Origin of the sequence: Acinetobacter sp. NyZ410, from assembly GCF_022828975.1 — a bacterium.
Classification (GTDB): Bacteria; Pseudomonadota; Gammaproteobacteria; order Pseudomonadales; family Moraxellaceae; genus Acinetobacter; species Acinetobacter guillouiae.
Map to the genome: position 1 here is coordinate 4,865,429 of NZ_CP094620.1, position 13,600 is coordinate 4,879,028.

Annotated in this window: 15 protein-coding genes; 6 read left to right on the forward strand and 9 right to left on the reverse strand. The window is 38.4% G+C overall.

What is annotated here, in order from left to right; translation table 11 throughout:
- Nucleotides 1-131 precede the first annotated feature (131 nt).
- Nucleotides 132-1,097: a TerC family protein gene (locus tag MTO68_RS23020; protein WP_004718969.1), complete on the forward strand. Its 966-nt coding sequence runs from the start codon at nucleotides 132-134 to the stop codon at nucleotides 1,095-1,097.
- Nucleotides 1,098-1,315: 218 nt separating this feature from the next.
- On the opposite strand, the gene MTO68_RS23025 is transcribed toward MTO68_RS23020, so the two are convergent.
- Nucleotides 1,316-1,882: a nucleotidyltransferase family protein gene (locus tag MTO68_RS23025; protein ID WP_244014524.1), complete on the reverse strand. Its 567-nt coding sequence runs from the start codon at nucleotides 1,880-1,882 to the stop codon at nucleotides 1,316-1,318.
- Nucleotides 1,883-2,125: 243 nt separating this feature from the next.
- Here MTO68_RS23025 and guaD point away from each other — a divergent pair, with 243 nt between their 5' ends.
- From guaD to MTO68_RS23040, 3 genes are all read left to right on the forward strand, one after another.
- Nucleotides 2,126-3,457, forward strand: a complete 1,332-nt coding sequence (gene guaD / locus MTO68_RS23030; RefSeq protein WP_244014526.1) for a guanine deaminase — start codon at nucleotides 2,126-2,128, stop codon at nucleotides 3,455-3,457.
- A gap of 232 nt (nucleotides 3,458-3,689) precedes the next feature.
- Nucleotides 3,690-4,217, forward strand: a complete 528-nt coding sequence (hpt, locus tag MTO68_RS23035; protein ID WP_004718958.1) for a hypoxanthine phosphoribosyltransferase — start codon at nucleotides 3,690-3,692, stop codon at nucleotides 4,215-4,217.
- 198 nt (nucleotides 4,218-4,415) lie between these two features.
- Complete coding sequence (locus tag MTO68_RS23040; protein ID WP_004718955.1) at nucleotides 4,416-4,667, forward strand: GlsB/YeaQ/YmgE family stress response membrane protein; 252 nt, start codon at nucleotides 4,416-4,418, stop codon at nucleotides 4,665-4,667.
- A 68-nt stretch (nucleotides 4,668-4,735) separates the two neighbouring features.
- Here the strand turns inward: MTO68_RS23040 and MTO68_RS23045 are convergent, their stop codons facing one another.
- Both MTO68_RS23045 and dmeF read right to left on the reverse strand, forming a co-directional pair.
- Nucleotides 4,736-5,437 carry a DsbC family protein gene (locus MTO68_RS23045; protein WP_105714707.1) on the reverse strand — a complete coding sequence of 234 codons (702 nt, stop codon included), beginning with the start codon at nucleotides 5,435-5,437 and terminating at the stop codon, nucleotides 4,736-4,738.
- A gap of 157 nt (nucleotides 5,438-5,594) precedes the next feature.
- The gene (gene dmeF / locus MTO68_RS23050) at nucleotides 5,595-6,587 is read right to left on the reverse strand and encodes a CDF family Co(II)/Ni(II) efflux transporter DmeF (RefSeq protein WP_244014528.1); all 993 of its coding nucleotides are present in this window, start codon (nucleotides 6,585-6,587) and stop codon (nucleotides 5,595-5,597) included.
- A gap of 87 nt (nucleotides 6,588-6,674) precedes the next feature.
- Between dmeF and MTO68_RS23055 the strand changes: the two genes are divergently transcribed.
- Together MTO68_RS23055 and MTO68_RS23060 are read left to right on the forward strand one after the other, a co-directional pair.
- Nucleotides 6,675-6,941: a metal/formaldehyde-sensitive transcriptional repressor gene (locus tag MTO68_RS23055; protein ID WP_034613324.1), complete on the forward strand. Its 267-nt coding sequence runs from the start codon at nucleotides 6,675-6,677 to the stop codon at nucleotides 6,939-6,941.
- Between the two features lie 161 nt (nucleotides 6,942-7,102).
- Entirely contained in the window at nucleotides 7,103-8,272 is a 1,170-nt protein-coding gene (locus MTO68_RS23060; protein WP_096735459.1) for an MFS transporter, read from the forward strand.
- A 44-nt stretch (nucleotides 8,273-8,316) separates the two neighbouring features.
- Here the strand turns inward: MTO68_RS23060 and MTO68_RS23065 are convergent, their stop codons facing one another.
- From MTO68_RS23065 to rpmH, 6 genes are all read right to left on the reverse strand, one after another.
- Entirely contained in the window at nucleotides 8,317-8,679 is a 363-nt protein-coding gene (locus MTO68_RS23065; protein WP_004818181.1) for a NirD/YgiW/YdeI family stress tolerance protein, read from the reverse strand.
- Between the two features lie 139 nt (nucleotides 8,680-8,818).
- The gene (mnmE, locus tag MTO68_RS23070) at nucleotides 8,819-10,183 is read right to left on the reverse strand and encodes a tRNA uridine-5-carboxymethylaminomethyl(34) synthesis GTPase MnmE (RefSeq protein WP_096735461.1); all 1,365 of its coding nucleotides are present in this window, start codon (nucleotides 10,181-10,183) and stop codon (nucleotides 8,819-8,821) included.
- Nucleotides 10,184-10,272: 89 nt separating this feature from the next.
- Nucleotides 10,273-12,012: a membrane protein insertase YidC gene (yidC, locus tag MTO68_RS23075; protein WP_244014530.1), complete on the reverse strand. Its 1,740-nt coding sequence runs from the start codon at nucleotides 12,010-12,012 to the stop codon at nucleotides 10,273-10,275.
- A 5-nt stretch (nucleotides 12,013-12,017) separates the two neighbouring features.
- Entirely contained in the window at nucleotides 12,018-12,338 is a 321-nt protein-coding gene (gene yidD, locus MTO68_RS23080; RefSeq protein WP_004718939.1) for a membrane protein insertion efficiency factor YidD, read from the reverse strand.
- A 9-nt stretch (nucleotides 12,339-12,347) separates the two neighbouring features.
- Complete coding sequence (gene rnpA / locus MTO68_RS23085; protein ID WP_004718937.1) at nucleotides 12,348-12,740, reverse strand: ribonuclease P protein component; 393 nt, start codon at nucleotides 12,738-12,740, stop codon at nucleotides 12,348-12,350.
- 33 nt (nucleotides 12,741-12,773) lie between these two features.
- A complete protein-coding gene (gene rpmH, locus MTO68_RS23090; protein ID WP_000831329.1) occupies nucleotides 12,774-12,908 on the reverse strand; it encodes a 50S ribosomal protein L34 in 135 nt (44 codons plus the stop codon).
- Between the last annotated feature and the right edge of the window lie 692 nt (nucleotides 12,909-13,600).

Below are 13,600 nucleotides of genomic sequence, written 5' to 3' on the forward strand. Positions count from 1 at the left end.
ATCTGAGCATTTGAGATTGATGTACATAACTCAAATGTAGGCAAGACCTTGATCATGTTGACACAGATGTTTAATCATCTGGCAACAGGTCAAGGTTTTTTTATGCCTGATTGCCAGATTTGGAGAGTTTTATGGAAACTATTGGCAATCCATGGCTGTATCTAGCGTTCTTCGCTATTGTTATTGTCATGCTACTGATCGACTTTTTAGGCTTTAAACAAAAAGAAGGGCAAGAAGTCAAAATTAAAACTGCTGCCTACTGGAGCATTGCATGGGTCAGCGTTGCAGCGTTATTTGGTGGTGGTTTATGGCTGTATCTACAACAAACCGCGGGTGTTTCTATTGCCAATAGCAAAGTCATGGAATACTTTGCAGGTTATCTACTTGAAAAATCATTAGCGATCGACAATGTCTTTGTCTGGTTGATGATCTTTGCTGCATTTGCGATTCCACAAGGCTTACAACGTAAAATTCTGCTCTATGGTGTATTAGGTGCAATTATTTTACGTACCATCTTTATTTTTATTGGCGCATGGTTCGTTCAAGAATTCTCTTGGGTGCTTTATCTCTTTGGTGCTTTCTTGGTTTATACAGGCTATAAATTCCTTAAAGGACAGGATGAAGAAGAAACCAATATCGAAGATATGGCTATTCTCAAGTGGTTGCGTAAACACATGCGAATCACCCCTAAATTAGAAGGTGCTCAATTCTTTGTTCGTCAAAATGGTGTGTTGTGGGCAACCCCGTTATTCCTAGTCTTAATTTTAGTCGAAGCTTCAGATGTAATTTTCGCGGTCGATTCTATTCCAGCGATTTTTGCGGTGACCAGTGATCCATTTATTGTATTAACTGCGAATTTAATGGCGATCTTAGGTCTACGTGCAATGTTCTTCTTATTGTCGGGTGCCGCGTCTAAAATGCATTACTTGCCTTATGGCCTAGGCATCATCTTAGTCTTCATTGGCTTTAAAATGTTAATGCTGGATGTCTTCCATATGCCAATTTGGATTTCGTTAGGTTTTATTGTGATTGTCTTGGCAATTACCGCTTGGCTCTCGATTCGCCATAGCAAAAAGCACCATGAAACAACCTTATAAACACTAGATCAAGCCTTCCAATTGGAAGGCTTTTTTATGATCAACAATAATACTCAACGATTTAAATTGTATGGACAGTATTGAAATAAAATCTTTATCCATCAGCCTAGTCATCTGTTGTAATAACCATCTGTTGTAATAACCATCTGTTGTAATAGCCATCTGTTGTCTTGGAGTATGATCTTCACTATGGTTTGATTGATTTAAATCCTGATCCCCTAATCATCCACAACAAGCAGCTTTTCCCATCTGGTTAAAAACTGTTTAGCCTGAATCCGTGCTAAAAAAACTGGATAACTGACCAAACGTTTATTCCATCTCAATTTTAATTCAAACAAATCATTTAGCCCAAACGGCGCAATAATTTCGATATCATCATTTTCAAGTAAACGTACTGCAATTGCGGTTGCCGTTTCAACCCATACGGATAAAGCATCGAATAAGGATTGGTATTGAGAGATAGAACATCCATCATCTGTTTTATACCACAAATGCACATAGGCTTGATTGACCACATCCCATTCATTATTGGGAAATTTTTGCTTTAACAATTCAGTCAAATGTTGCTCTTTAAGGCCTTGTTGATCATTTAAATCATAGAAAATGACATCGATTTCAATCTGATCAAATCCATAACTCTGATGATGTAAAATAGACCATACCAAGTTGCGAATTACACCTGCGCTCAAATATGCATGTGTATGAATATCTCGCAAATACTGTAATCGAAGCATCAATTCAGGACATGAATAGATAAGCTGTTTTAACTGTCGGTTATAATCCATTGTTGTTTTATTTCACCATTTTCCAAGACTGTAGTGATTGTTGCTATCAAGATAAACTTACAATATAGAATATGCCTTTAGCCGCTAATTTTAGTTATATTTCGATAAAAACGTCACTGTGCTAAAACAATAAAAAATAACGTTATTCAATTTTTTAGAATGCTTTCGCGCAAAACTGCATACAGCACCTGATACAAATTTCAGGTACAATCAATCGAAAAAAGGATAAATTGCAGGTTCTACATGTCTTGTGTTGTACAGAAAACAGCGGTTCGTGGGCGTTTTCTTGATATTAAAAATACCGTTTCTCAAGCAGCTCAAATATTAGATCAAGTTCGTTATATCGAAGATGGTTTACTGATCACAGAGCAAGGCAAAATCACATGGTTTGGCCCTTGGGAAGATGCACAGTCTCACCTGACAGATGATATTCAAATTGATCACTACCCAGAACAACTGATTGTGCCTGGTTTTATTGACACCCATATTCATTTTCCACAAACAGAAATGGTGGGTGCATATGGTGAACAACTTTTAGAATGGTTAAATACCTATACTTTTCCAACAGAAATTCAGTTTGCAGATAAAAACTATGCCGACAAAATCGCACAGTTTTTTGTGCAAGAATTACTTAAAAATGGCACCACAACAGCACTGGTTTTTTGTACGGTACATCCCCAATCAGTCGATGCCTTATTTGAAGCGGCAGAACAGCATCAGATGCGTTTAATTGCAGGTAAAGTCATGATGGATCGTCATGCACCTGAAGCACTGACAGACACTGCTGAAAGCGCATATCTTGACTCTAAAGCACTGATTGAAAAATGGCATGGTAAAGGTCGTAACCTATATGCCATTACTCCGCGTTTTGCTCCAACCTCTACACCTGAGCAATTGGCAAAAGCAGGGCAGTTAAAAGCAGAGTATCCAACGGTATATGTGCATACCCATCTCAGTGAAAATAAAAATGAAATTGCATGGGTCAAAGACTTATTCCCAGAGCAGAAAGGTTATCTGGATGTCTATCACCACTATGGTTTAACAGGAGAGCGTTCTGTTTTCGCACATTGTGTTCATTTAGAGGAGCATGAGTGGGATTGCATGCATGCAACTGATTCAGCGATTGCATTTTGCCCGACATCAAACTTATTTTTGGGAAGTGGTTTATTCCCATTAAAAAAATCTTGGGAAAAACAGGTCAAAGTCGGCTTAGGAACTGATATTGGTGCAGGAACAGCCTTTTGCCAATTACAAACCCTCAATGAAGCCTACAAAGTGCAACAACTTCAAGGTGATAAACTTTCTGCGATGGAATCACTTTATCATGCAACGCTTGGTGGAGCGAAAGCGTTACATTTGGATGCGCAATTGGGCAATTTCAATATCGGTAAAGAAGCCGATTTTGTTGTGCTAGATTTAAAAGCAACGGCGCTACAACAACTGCGTCAGGAACGTGCTAAAAACATAGACGATGCATTATTTGCCTTATTTACCATGGGGGATGATCGCAATATTCAAGCCACCTATATTTATGGACAAAAAGCCTATGAGCAAAACCAAACAAAAACCGCGTAAATCAAAGAAAAAACTGATTTTGATTGGTACAGTTTTTGTGATTTGTGCATTCGTTTTAAAACGTGATGCACATTGATCATTTCGGCTTAAATTAGGGCATTTACATTTTCAAATGTCAAAAAAGATGCATCTTGATCTGATATGTTTTAAAATTATGTCATCTTTTAGGGTGTTGCTAGTCAACACCTTTTTTAATTTTAGAATTTGATGTTTAGGTTTTTAGGTATTTCCCATGACTATTGAAATGAAAGTGATGATTTCTGCTGAAGAAATTCATGCAAAAGTTCAGGAACTTGGTAAAAAAATTGATGCACATTATGCCAATAGCGATAAAGAGCTTGTCTTAATTGGTTTATTGCGTGGTTCAGTGATTTTTATGGCTGATTTATGTCGTGCAATCAGCAAGACTCACGAACTCGATTTTATGACCGTTTCAAGCTATGGTGGCAGTACAACATCTTCTCGTGATGTCAGAATCCTCAAAGATTTAGACGGCGAAATTCGCGGTAAAGATATCTTAGTCGTGGAAGATATTATTGACTCTGGCAATACCTTAAGCAAAGTATTGGAAATTTTAAGCACACGTCATCCCAACTCGATCGAACTGTGTACTTTAGTCAGCAAACCGTCTCGCCGTGAAATCGACTTAGATGTGAAATTTCTGGGCTTTGAAGTTGAAGATAAATTCATTGTGGGCTATGGCTTAGACTACGATCAAAAATACCGTCATATTCCGTTTATCGGGGAAATTGGTCTTTAATAGAGACCTCACCACATCATTTTAACTAAAATGAGTTAAGCGACTTCGGTCGCTTTTTTTATTTTTTTAGCTTTCATAGTGAACAAAAATGCAACAACTTGTAGCAAATAAGCGCTTTTACTTCACTAGAGAATATTTGATTATTAAACTAATTCGATGCAGTAACTCACGACAAAATAAAGAAAAAGGAGAAAGATTATGATGTCACTGATTAGTGCAATTGTGATTGGTTTTATTGCTGGTTTAATTGCACGTGCAATTCACCCAGGTGATGACAAAGCTGGCTTCATTGTAACAACAGCACTCGGTATTGTAGGTTCATTGGTTGCAACCTATGGAGGTCAATTACTTGGCCTATATCCAAAAGGTGCATCAGCTGGATTTATTGCCTCAGTCATTGGTGCAATAGTGGTACTCTTTATCTATAACATGATTGCCAAACGTACTTAAATTTTCACCTCAATATAAAAAGCACCCTCGATGGGTGCTTTTTTACGCTATCAGTTTCTAAGCGCTGTTTATAATCCAAAATTTTTCCATATTTTCTCAATTTCTTCGGCAGGGTAGGCACCCATCACCTTATAACCATTTGAGAAAATAATTGCAGGTGTTCCATGCAAACCTAATTTTTTACCCAATTCCAAATTACGTTCGATTGGCGTTGCACAATTTGCTGGTGCAGTTGGTTTGATCCCATTTTGAATCAAATTTTTCCATGCATATTCTTTATTTGCAGAGCACCATACTTGCTTAGATGGCAAAATTGATTGCGCTTTGATGGAATAGATAAATGTATAAATTGTCACATCATTGAGCTTGGCTAAATTCCCTTCAAGCGTCTTGCAATATGGGCAATTTGGGTCAGAAAAGATTGCAAGCTGACGCTTTCCATTCCCCCTGACTGTTTTTACTGCATCATTCAAAGGTAATGCTTTAAAATCTATCGTATTTCCTTTAACTGCTAAATCTTTGGTTAAATTATGCTGATCTTTCAAACGAATCATTGAACCAATAAATAAATGCTGGGCATCCTCATTGACATAAACAATTTGATTATCCAAGGTCCCACTATATAAACCCTGCATTTCTGTTGTTTGCAGATTATTAATTTTTACATTGGGATACTGCTGTGCTAATTTTGCTTTCACAGTCTCAACACTGGCAAAACCAGCTGTACAAAAAGCCAGACTTAAGCTCAATGCGATAAATTGCTTTAACATAAATCGATAAAATCAAAATAAATATTGAGATGCATTAAAGCATAATTCATCAACTGACTTGTTTAAAAACTGTGATTGATCCTTATCTCTGTTTGCAATAGTTCTCTACCATTCACAGCACATTGAACTGTTAAAAAAAGCTGTACTTTATTCTTGCTCAGGTTTCACGTGAAACCCAACTAAACATCGCGGTTTTGTTGATTTCAACAGAAATATGCACCAATTGTTTATGAATAGATAAAGCGTGGCGTATCTGATCTGCATTTAAATTTTTATCATTGGATTCAAGCGCCAAAATCACTGAAAATTTGCCTTTAGCCACTTTCCACACATGAATATCGGTTATTTGGGCTTCAACATTTAGACGCTCAATCACTTCATGTACGTCTTCAACTATAGGATGATCCATTTCCGCATCTAACAATGTTTGGGCCGTTTCTTTGATTAAACCATATGACCAACGCCCGACTAAAATGGCCCCAACAATCCCCAATACAGCATCTAAAAAATCCCACCCCAAATACTTTGCAGCAAAAAGAGCAATAATCGCCAAGACAGAGGTCAGTGCATCTGCAACCACATGTAAAAACGCAGCTTTTTGATTTAAATCATGTCCATGATGGTCATTATGCGTATGTGAATGATGGTGATGGTGATGGTGATGGTGATGGTGATGGTGATGGTGATGGTGATGGTCAGCATGATCGTGTAATAACCATGCACAAACCAAATTGACCAGTAAACCTAAAATAGCAATCAAAATCGCTTCATTATAATGAATCTGTACAGGATGGAATAAACGCACTAGCGACTGGACGGCCATAAATAAGGCCACCACCATTAATAGAATTGCACTGCTATAGCCAGCAAGAATTTCAATTTTCCATGTGCCAAAACTAAAACGAGAATCCTGCGCATAATAACGAGCAGCTCGATAAGCAGCATAAGCCAAACCTAATGCCAGCATATGCGAACTCATATGCCAACCATCTGCGAGTAAGGCCATAGAATTAAAAATCCAGCCTCCCGCAATCTCAAAAATCATCATTAATCCGGTCAAAATAGTCGCCCATAAGATTTTCTTTTGTGCTAAAGGATTACCTTGATCAAATTGATGGCTATGCTTTCGCTGAATGGTTTTGAATTGCATGAGGCATGATCCTATATACTCTCCCCGAGTATATAATTTCAATTTAAAATATACTATAAGGGAGTATATAAAATAGCGGATTAATTTATGAGTCATTTACATCAAGATAAAAAAGTCCTCAATCGTGTGAAACGACTAAAAGGACAAATTCATGCGATTGAAGAAGCTTTGAATGATCAAAGCAGCTCATGTATCAGCGTTTTACAGCAAGTTGCGGCAATTAAAGGTGCCGTGAATGGCTTAATGAATGAATTGATTGAGCAGCATTTAACTGAGCATGTGATTAAAGACGCTCAAGCCGTGGATGAAGCTGAATTACAAGAATTTTTAAAGCTGCTAAAACGCTATTCATAACTCAATTCACAGTCATCTATGCTTGAATGTTCAAGTTTCCATTGACCCTTTACTGATTAAGTTTTAATCTTTCCATACTCAATTCCTTCCATGCCGAACTTTGTATTGAACAGGTTTGGCATTTTTATCTGCAAAACATTTGCATTTGAAGTCCTATATTTATGAATCAACAATCATGGCGTTCATTTTTAATGATCAGCCTAGCCTTATGTATTGGTACGATTGGTACGGCGCTCGCTAGCCCCTTATATCCAATTTATCAACAACTTTGGCAATTACTCCCAAGTCAGATCACCTATATTTTCGTGGCCTATATGTTTGGTTGTTTAACCACATTATTATTTTTAGGACGTAGCAGTAATAGTTTTGGTTTTATTCGTACCTTACAAATCGGGCTATTGTTTGCTGTGATTGGCCTAACACTGTCGGTGTTTGCATCAACCACCTATTTGCTTGGATTTGGGCGCTTTATCATTGGTATTGCCTCTGGGTTGATCAGCACCTCTGCAATGTTAGGTTTGATTTATACCATTCCTGACTCACATAAACAGAATGCCGCACAGTTAAGTTCAATTATTACCGTCATTGGCTTTGGACTGGGTCCTTTTATTGGTGGTGCAATCGCACAATTTTCTGATCGCCCACTTGTCACACCTTATTTACCCGTAATTGTTGCAGCAATCATCAGTTTGTTGAGTTTATTTACGATTAAAACCATGAGATTTGAAAGGCAGCCATTTTCTATTGCACCCCACTTACAACTGCCAGAAGCTCAATTTAAAAAACTGTTTTATATCGCCAGTTTTACCGCATTCTGTGCTTTTGGCTCATTTAGTTTATTTGCCTCATTGGCACCCTCCTTTATTCGAGATGTGATTCCTTGGCATGGGCCATTGGTCAGTGGTGCAACCATTGCCAGTATCTTAATGGTTTCTGCGATCGTCCAATTTATCGCAAAGTCTTTTGATATGCATAAAGCATTGAATACTGGCTTAGTCTTATTGATTTCCAGCTATATTATTTTATCGATCTGTATGACCATGCATTGGAGTTTCTTATTCTTTTTGAGTGTGGTTTTGGTTGGAATGGGGCATGGTTTAACGTTACTGAGTGCTTTTGCATTGATTCACCACATGACCAATGTTGAAAATCGGGCAGCTGTGGTTTCCACTTATTTGTTTATTGCCTATTTTGGCACCATTGTGCCGATCATTAGCGCAGGCTTTTTATCTGATCATTTCGGTTTAATGGTTGGTGTTTTAGGCTTTTGTGCAGGAATTGGTATCTTATGTATTTATTTATTGATCAGTCATTTAAAAATTAAAGCTTGATCAAACATCTAGGCGCTGTGCGCCTAGATGTTGGTTAAAAGCAATTATTGAATAATCTCAATTTTAACCACTTCTATATCTGTGGGTTTATAACGATGGGTATCGACTTCCCCCACAACTTTAACTTTGGTACCCGGTTTTAACTTTTTTAAATCGATAAGATCGTCATCCACTTCGATCCCAATGGTGCCCGTGCTGTCTTTTAGCTCATAATGTTCATGTTTTATTTGACGAACAATTGTCCCCGTCAAGGTGACAGCTGTTTCATCATTGGCACGTATTGCTTGTCCAATGGTGATCTTGTTTTTGGCAGCTTCTTGAATAATCACATGATCATCTTTACCCGCCCAAACATTTGATGTCATCACTAAAACAGCAATCGCAAGCAATAAAGGAGTTTTTTTCATGAAAAGAAGCCTTTGTTGAATATGTAATTGATCTTACAGTAAACAATTCTAAGATTGATGTAAATTCAGCTTACAAAAGCACAACTTTTCATCAAAAAAAGCGGACTAATGTCCGCTTTTAAGCTGTTAGAGTAAAGGATTACTTTCCAATACAGAACGAGCCAAAAATTACCCCTAACAGATCATCTGCACTAAAATCGCCTGTGATCTCAGCTAAGGCATTCTGTGCTAAACGTAACGATTCAGCGACCAGTTCACCCGCATGATAGACCTCAAGTTGCTCATGTGCTTCTGCAAGATAGTGCTGAGTGCGCTTCATTGCGTCTAAATGGCGTGTACGTGCAATAAAGGTATCTTCTTCAGGATGGAAGCCAGCATGCGCTGTAATCGCATCTATAAGCGCTTGTACGCCCATTTCCTGTTTGGCCGACACACTAATATGGCGAAAACCTTGAAAATCACTTAATTCAGGTGATTGCGCAGTTAAATCACATTTGTTACCAATCAACATCAAGCGTTTAGTTTCTAAATGATCTTCAAAATAGCGCTGAGCAAGTGCTAAAGGATTTTCACCTTGGCTGAGGTCATAAACCAAAAGTAATAAATCCGCTTGCTCAATTTCTTTGATTGCTCGGCGAATGCCTTCTTTTTCGACCACATCACCTGTCTCACGTAAGCCCGCAGTATCGGTGAGTGTGATGGGTAAGCCATTTAAAGTAATTTTCTCATGCAGTACATCACGCGTCGTTCCTGCGATATCCGTAACAATGGCACGGTCATTTCCCGCCAAGGCATTCAATAACGAAGATTTACCCGCATTGGGCTTACCTGCAATCACCACTTGCAGACCTTCACGTAATAACTGCCCCTGACGCGCAGAGTGTTGCACAGCAGAGACTGAAGCCTGCACATCTTCAAGTAGATGAAGAATTTTTCCATCTGCCAAAAAGTCGATTTCCTCTTCAGGAAAATCAATCGCCGCTTCAACATGCAAACGTAAATGAATCAGTTTTTCCAATACAGTATTCACTTTATTGGAAAATGCACCTTGCAAAGAACGTACTGCAGAACGCGCAGCGGCTTGTGAGGTCGCATCAATTAAATCTGCAATTGCTTCAGCTTGAACCAAGTCCATTTTGCCATTTTCAAAGGCTCGCATGGAAAACTCGCCTGCTTTGGCGGCAATAGCCCCCAGCTCGAACAATCGTGCAAGAAGTGCATTTTGAATTACAGGACCACCATGTCCCTGCAATTCCACCACATCTTCACCAGTAAACGAGTTTGGATTTGGAAAGCAAATTGCTAGGCCCTCATCCATCACCTCACCTTTTTCATCAAAAAACTGACGAAAACCAGCAAAGCGCGCTTGGGGAAGCACTTTTTGAGTTAAAGCTTGTGCAATCGCATAAGCCTTAGGACCAGATAGACGAATCACACCTACACCACCACGTCCAGGTGGAGTCGCAATTGCTGCAATTGTGGTTTGGCTTACAGGGTTGCTCATCTAAATTACTCAAACTTTGACAATAAAAAAATCCGCCTAAGATTACCATCTTAAGCGGATTTTTTCAGCTATTGCTTAATCTATGAAGATTAAACCATTTCGCTTGCGACTTTGGCTTTAGCAACATTTTTGTTGATAAACCATTGTTGCAGAATCGTGATCGAGTTGTTCACAATCCAGTATAAAACCAAGCCAGAAGGGAAGAACAGCATAAATACTGTAAACATGATCGGCATGATTTTGAAGACTTTAGCTTGCATTGGATCAGTAGGTTGCGGGTTCAACATTTGTTGAACAAACATCGTTACACCCATGATCAACGGCAAAATAAACCAAGGATCCATCGCAGATAAATCTTGAATCCAAAGCATCCATGGTGCATGACGAAGCTCTACAGATTCCATCAATACCCAATACAATGCTAAGAAGATTGGCATTTGCAACAGCAATGGTAAACAACCTGCAAGTGGATTGACTTGCTCACGTTTGTAAAGCGCCATCATTTCTTGTGAGAAACGCATGCGGTCTTCACCAAACTCTTCTTTCATGCGTTGCATTTCAGGTGCAATCACACGCATTTTCGCCATAGAACGATAGCTCTTAGACGACAATGGCCAAAGAATAAGCTTAACCAATACAGTCAATAAGATAATTGACCAGCCCCAGTTACCTACAAGATTATGGAAGAACTGTAAGCCAGCAAATAATAATTTTGCAATTGGCCATAACCAACCATAGTCTACAGTTTGGTTTAAACCAACAGCCAAGTCTTTTAATTCAGATTGAATTTTTGGACCTGAGTAGAACGTTGCATCAATGCTCATTGCTTTTCCAGCTGGAACATTGATGGTTGGAGAAGTAAACCCAATGATATTCATACCATCTGCAGATTTACGAGATTCCAATTTTGCTGTGTATTCTTGACCGCCAAAATGACCAGGCATCCAAGCACTTACAAAATAATGCTGAACAATCGCAACCCATCCACCTTTTGCTTCAGTGTTGAGTTTTTCATCGGTAAAGTTTGCAAATTTTAGCTTGTTATAATGCTCATCAGGTGTACCCCAAGCGCCACCCAAATATGTTCCAAGTGTAAAAATCCCTTGAGAGGTTTTTCCTGGATCATCTGAGTTATCACGCTTAATTTGACCAAACATTTGTCCTTGCCAATTTTGCGCACTACGGTTGACAACCTGATAGCTTACATCGATTGGATATTGACCTTGTTTAAAGGTAAATGTTTTGATGATTTCAACGCCATCTGCTGTTTTAAATACCATTGGTACAGCTAAAACTTGCGATGTCTTGCCATCTTTGTCTTTGGCTGCTTTGGCATCTGCAATAGTATAAGCAGTTTTTTCAAACGCATAGTTTGGACGATCTGGCTTACTGTCCGGACCATTCAATCCAATTAACCCAGATTGCGCAACATAGGTACGTTTTGCATCACTTTCAAGCATAACAAAAGGCTGATCACTGTCTTTGCTCTTGTCATGATTCAGTAATTCAATACGAACAATATCACCACCTTTAGGACTAATCCAAAGATGATAAAGGTCAGTTTGTACTGAAATCAATTGTTGATTTGCTGTGGCTGGTGCAGCTGTATTCTGTTGTGCAGCAGCTATATTTGCTTGTGGAACATCGCTAGTGGCCGCAGTTGCTTGACCTTTTGGCAGATCGGCAGACACATCATGCGCTACAACAGCCTGCGGTGTCGCAGCCTTTGATGTATTGTCATGACCATAGTCTTTTTGCCAAGCCAAAATGAGCAAATATGCGGTGACTAACATGGCCCCAAGGATTGCAAACCTGGCCCATTGTTGCATATCTATTACCCCAAGTGGTTAGAGTGATTTTGGTTCAATAAACGTTCACGCAAGGGTACAGGAACATGAAGCGTTTGAGAATCTATTTGCTGAAATGAAATAAAACGAATTGTTTTTTTTGGCACAGGATCATAACCATACCCACCCCAAGGATGACAACGACACACGCGTTTGGTCGCTAACCAGCTACCTTTTAATGCGCCGTGCGTATGGATCGCTTCTAACGAATATTGAGAACAAGTCGGAATATAACGACAACGAGGTCCAATGAGAGGACTAATCGCAATTTGATAGAAACGAATCAACCAATGCAATAAACGAATCATTGGTATCCTCTATTTTTGAGGGGAAGATTGAGCTATTTTATGGTGCTTTTTAACAATGCGCTGCAATTTCAACCAAGCAAATTGTAATTGCTGAAAAAGCTCAGCATTTGGAACTGCTTCTATACCAACTTTAGGCATCACCACAATATCCAATAAATCTATATTTTGCTGGTTTAAGCGAAAACTTTCACGCGTTAAACGTTTTATTCGATTTCTTTCATGCGCACGGCGCACTTTCTTCTTTGCAACAACAATACCCAAACGGCTTTTAGGCTGTTCGGTGACTTTTGCTAAGAATATAAAATGGGGTTGATGCACTTTAAAAAGCGCACCATCAAATACATCTTTGTAATCAGCAGCGCAGTGGATTCTCACCTCTGGACTGAAACTATAAAGAGACATAACACCCAAGTCGTCTATCAACTGTCTAAAAAATTAAACAGTTAAACTATGACGGCCTTTTGCACGACGGCGAGCTAATACTTGACGACCAGCCTTAGTAGCCATACGAGCACGGAAACCATGAACACGCTTGCGCTTTAATTCAGATGGTTGGAATGTACGTTTCATATCGAAACTCCAAAATTGATCTTTTCTAAAGGTTCGCGATTGTATTGTGCATTCTTTATTCTGTCAATAAATATACACATTTCTTTTATATAGACGCTTTATTTTTACCCAGACAACAACTTTATATAGATTAAATTGAATAAATTATTAAAAATATATATTCACAGCATAACTTATTCTTTTATAATGCAAATAAGAGTTACGCACAGATATATCCTCAAAGTTATCCATAGGCTGATTCACAATTTAAATTTAATTTCTCAATTTTAAATTTAAAAATCGTGTTGTTTTGAATTTAAATTCATAACTTAAGCTTTATCCACAGAAATCCTGATCCTTATAAATAAATTCAAATTTAAAATTTATATTTATTATTATTAGGGAGCATTTTTTCTGTGGAAAACCGCTTTTTTAAGATAAATAATAATAACTTACCCTGTGAGTATCCATGTTTCTATTAATTTGATGGATTGTGGATAACTTTCTGTGATAATTTATCCACAGCTTGTGGAAAACCTTATCCACAACTGCTTTGAATTTGAATTTATTTACAGAAGGTTGCTTTTTTGAGCGAATTAGATTGAATTAACCATGACAGATGTGGATAACTTGGTTAGAATGGCGACCCCTTCACCTACAGGGTAGGGGTAAATAGTCTTTTTTGAATTTAAAATTGAATGAAGGGGTTTCAC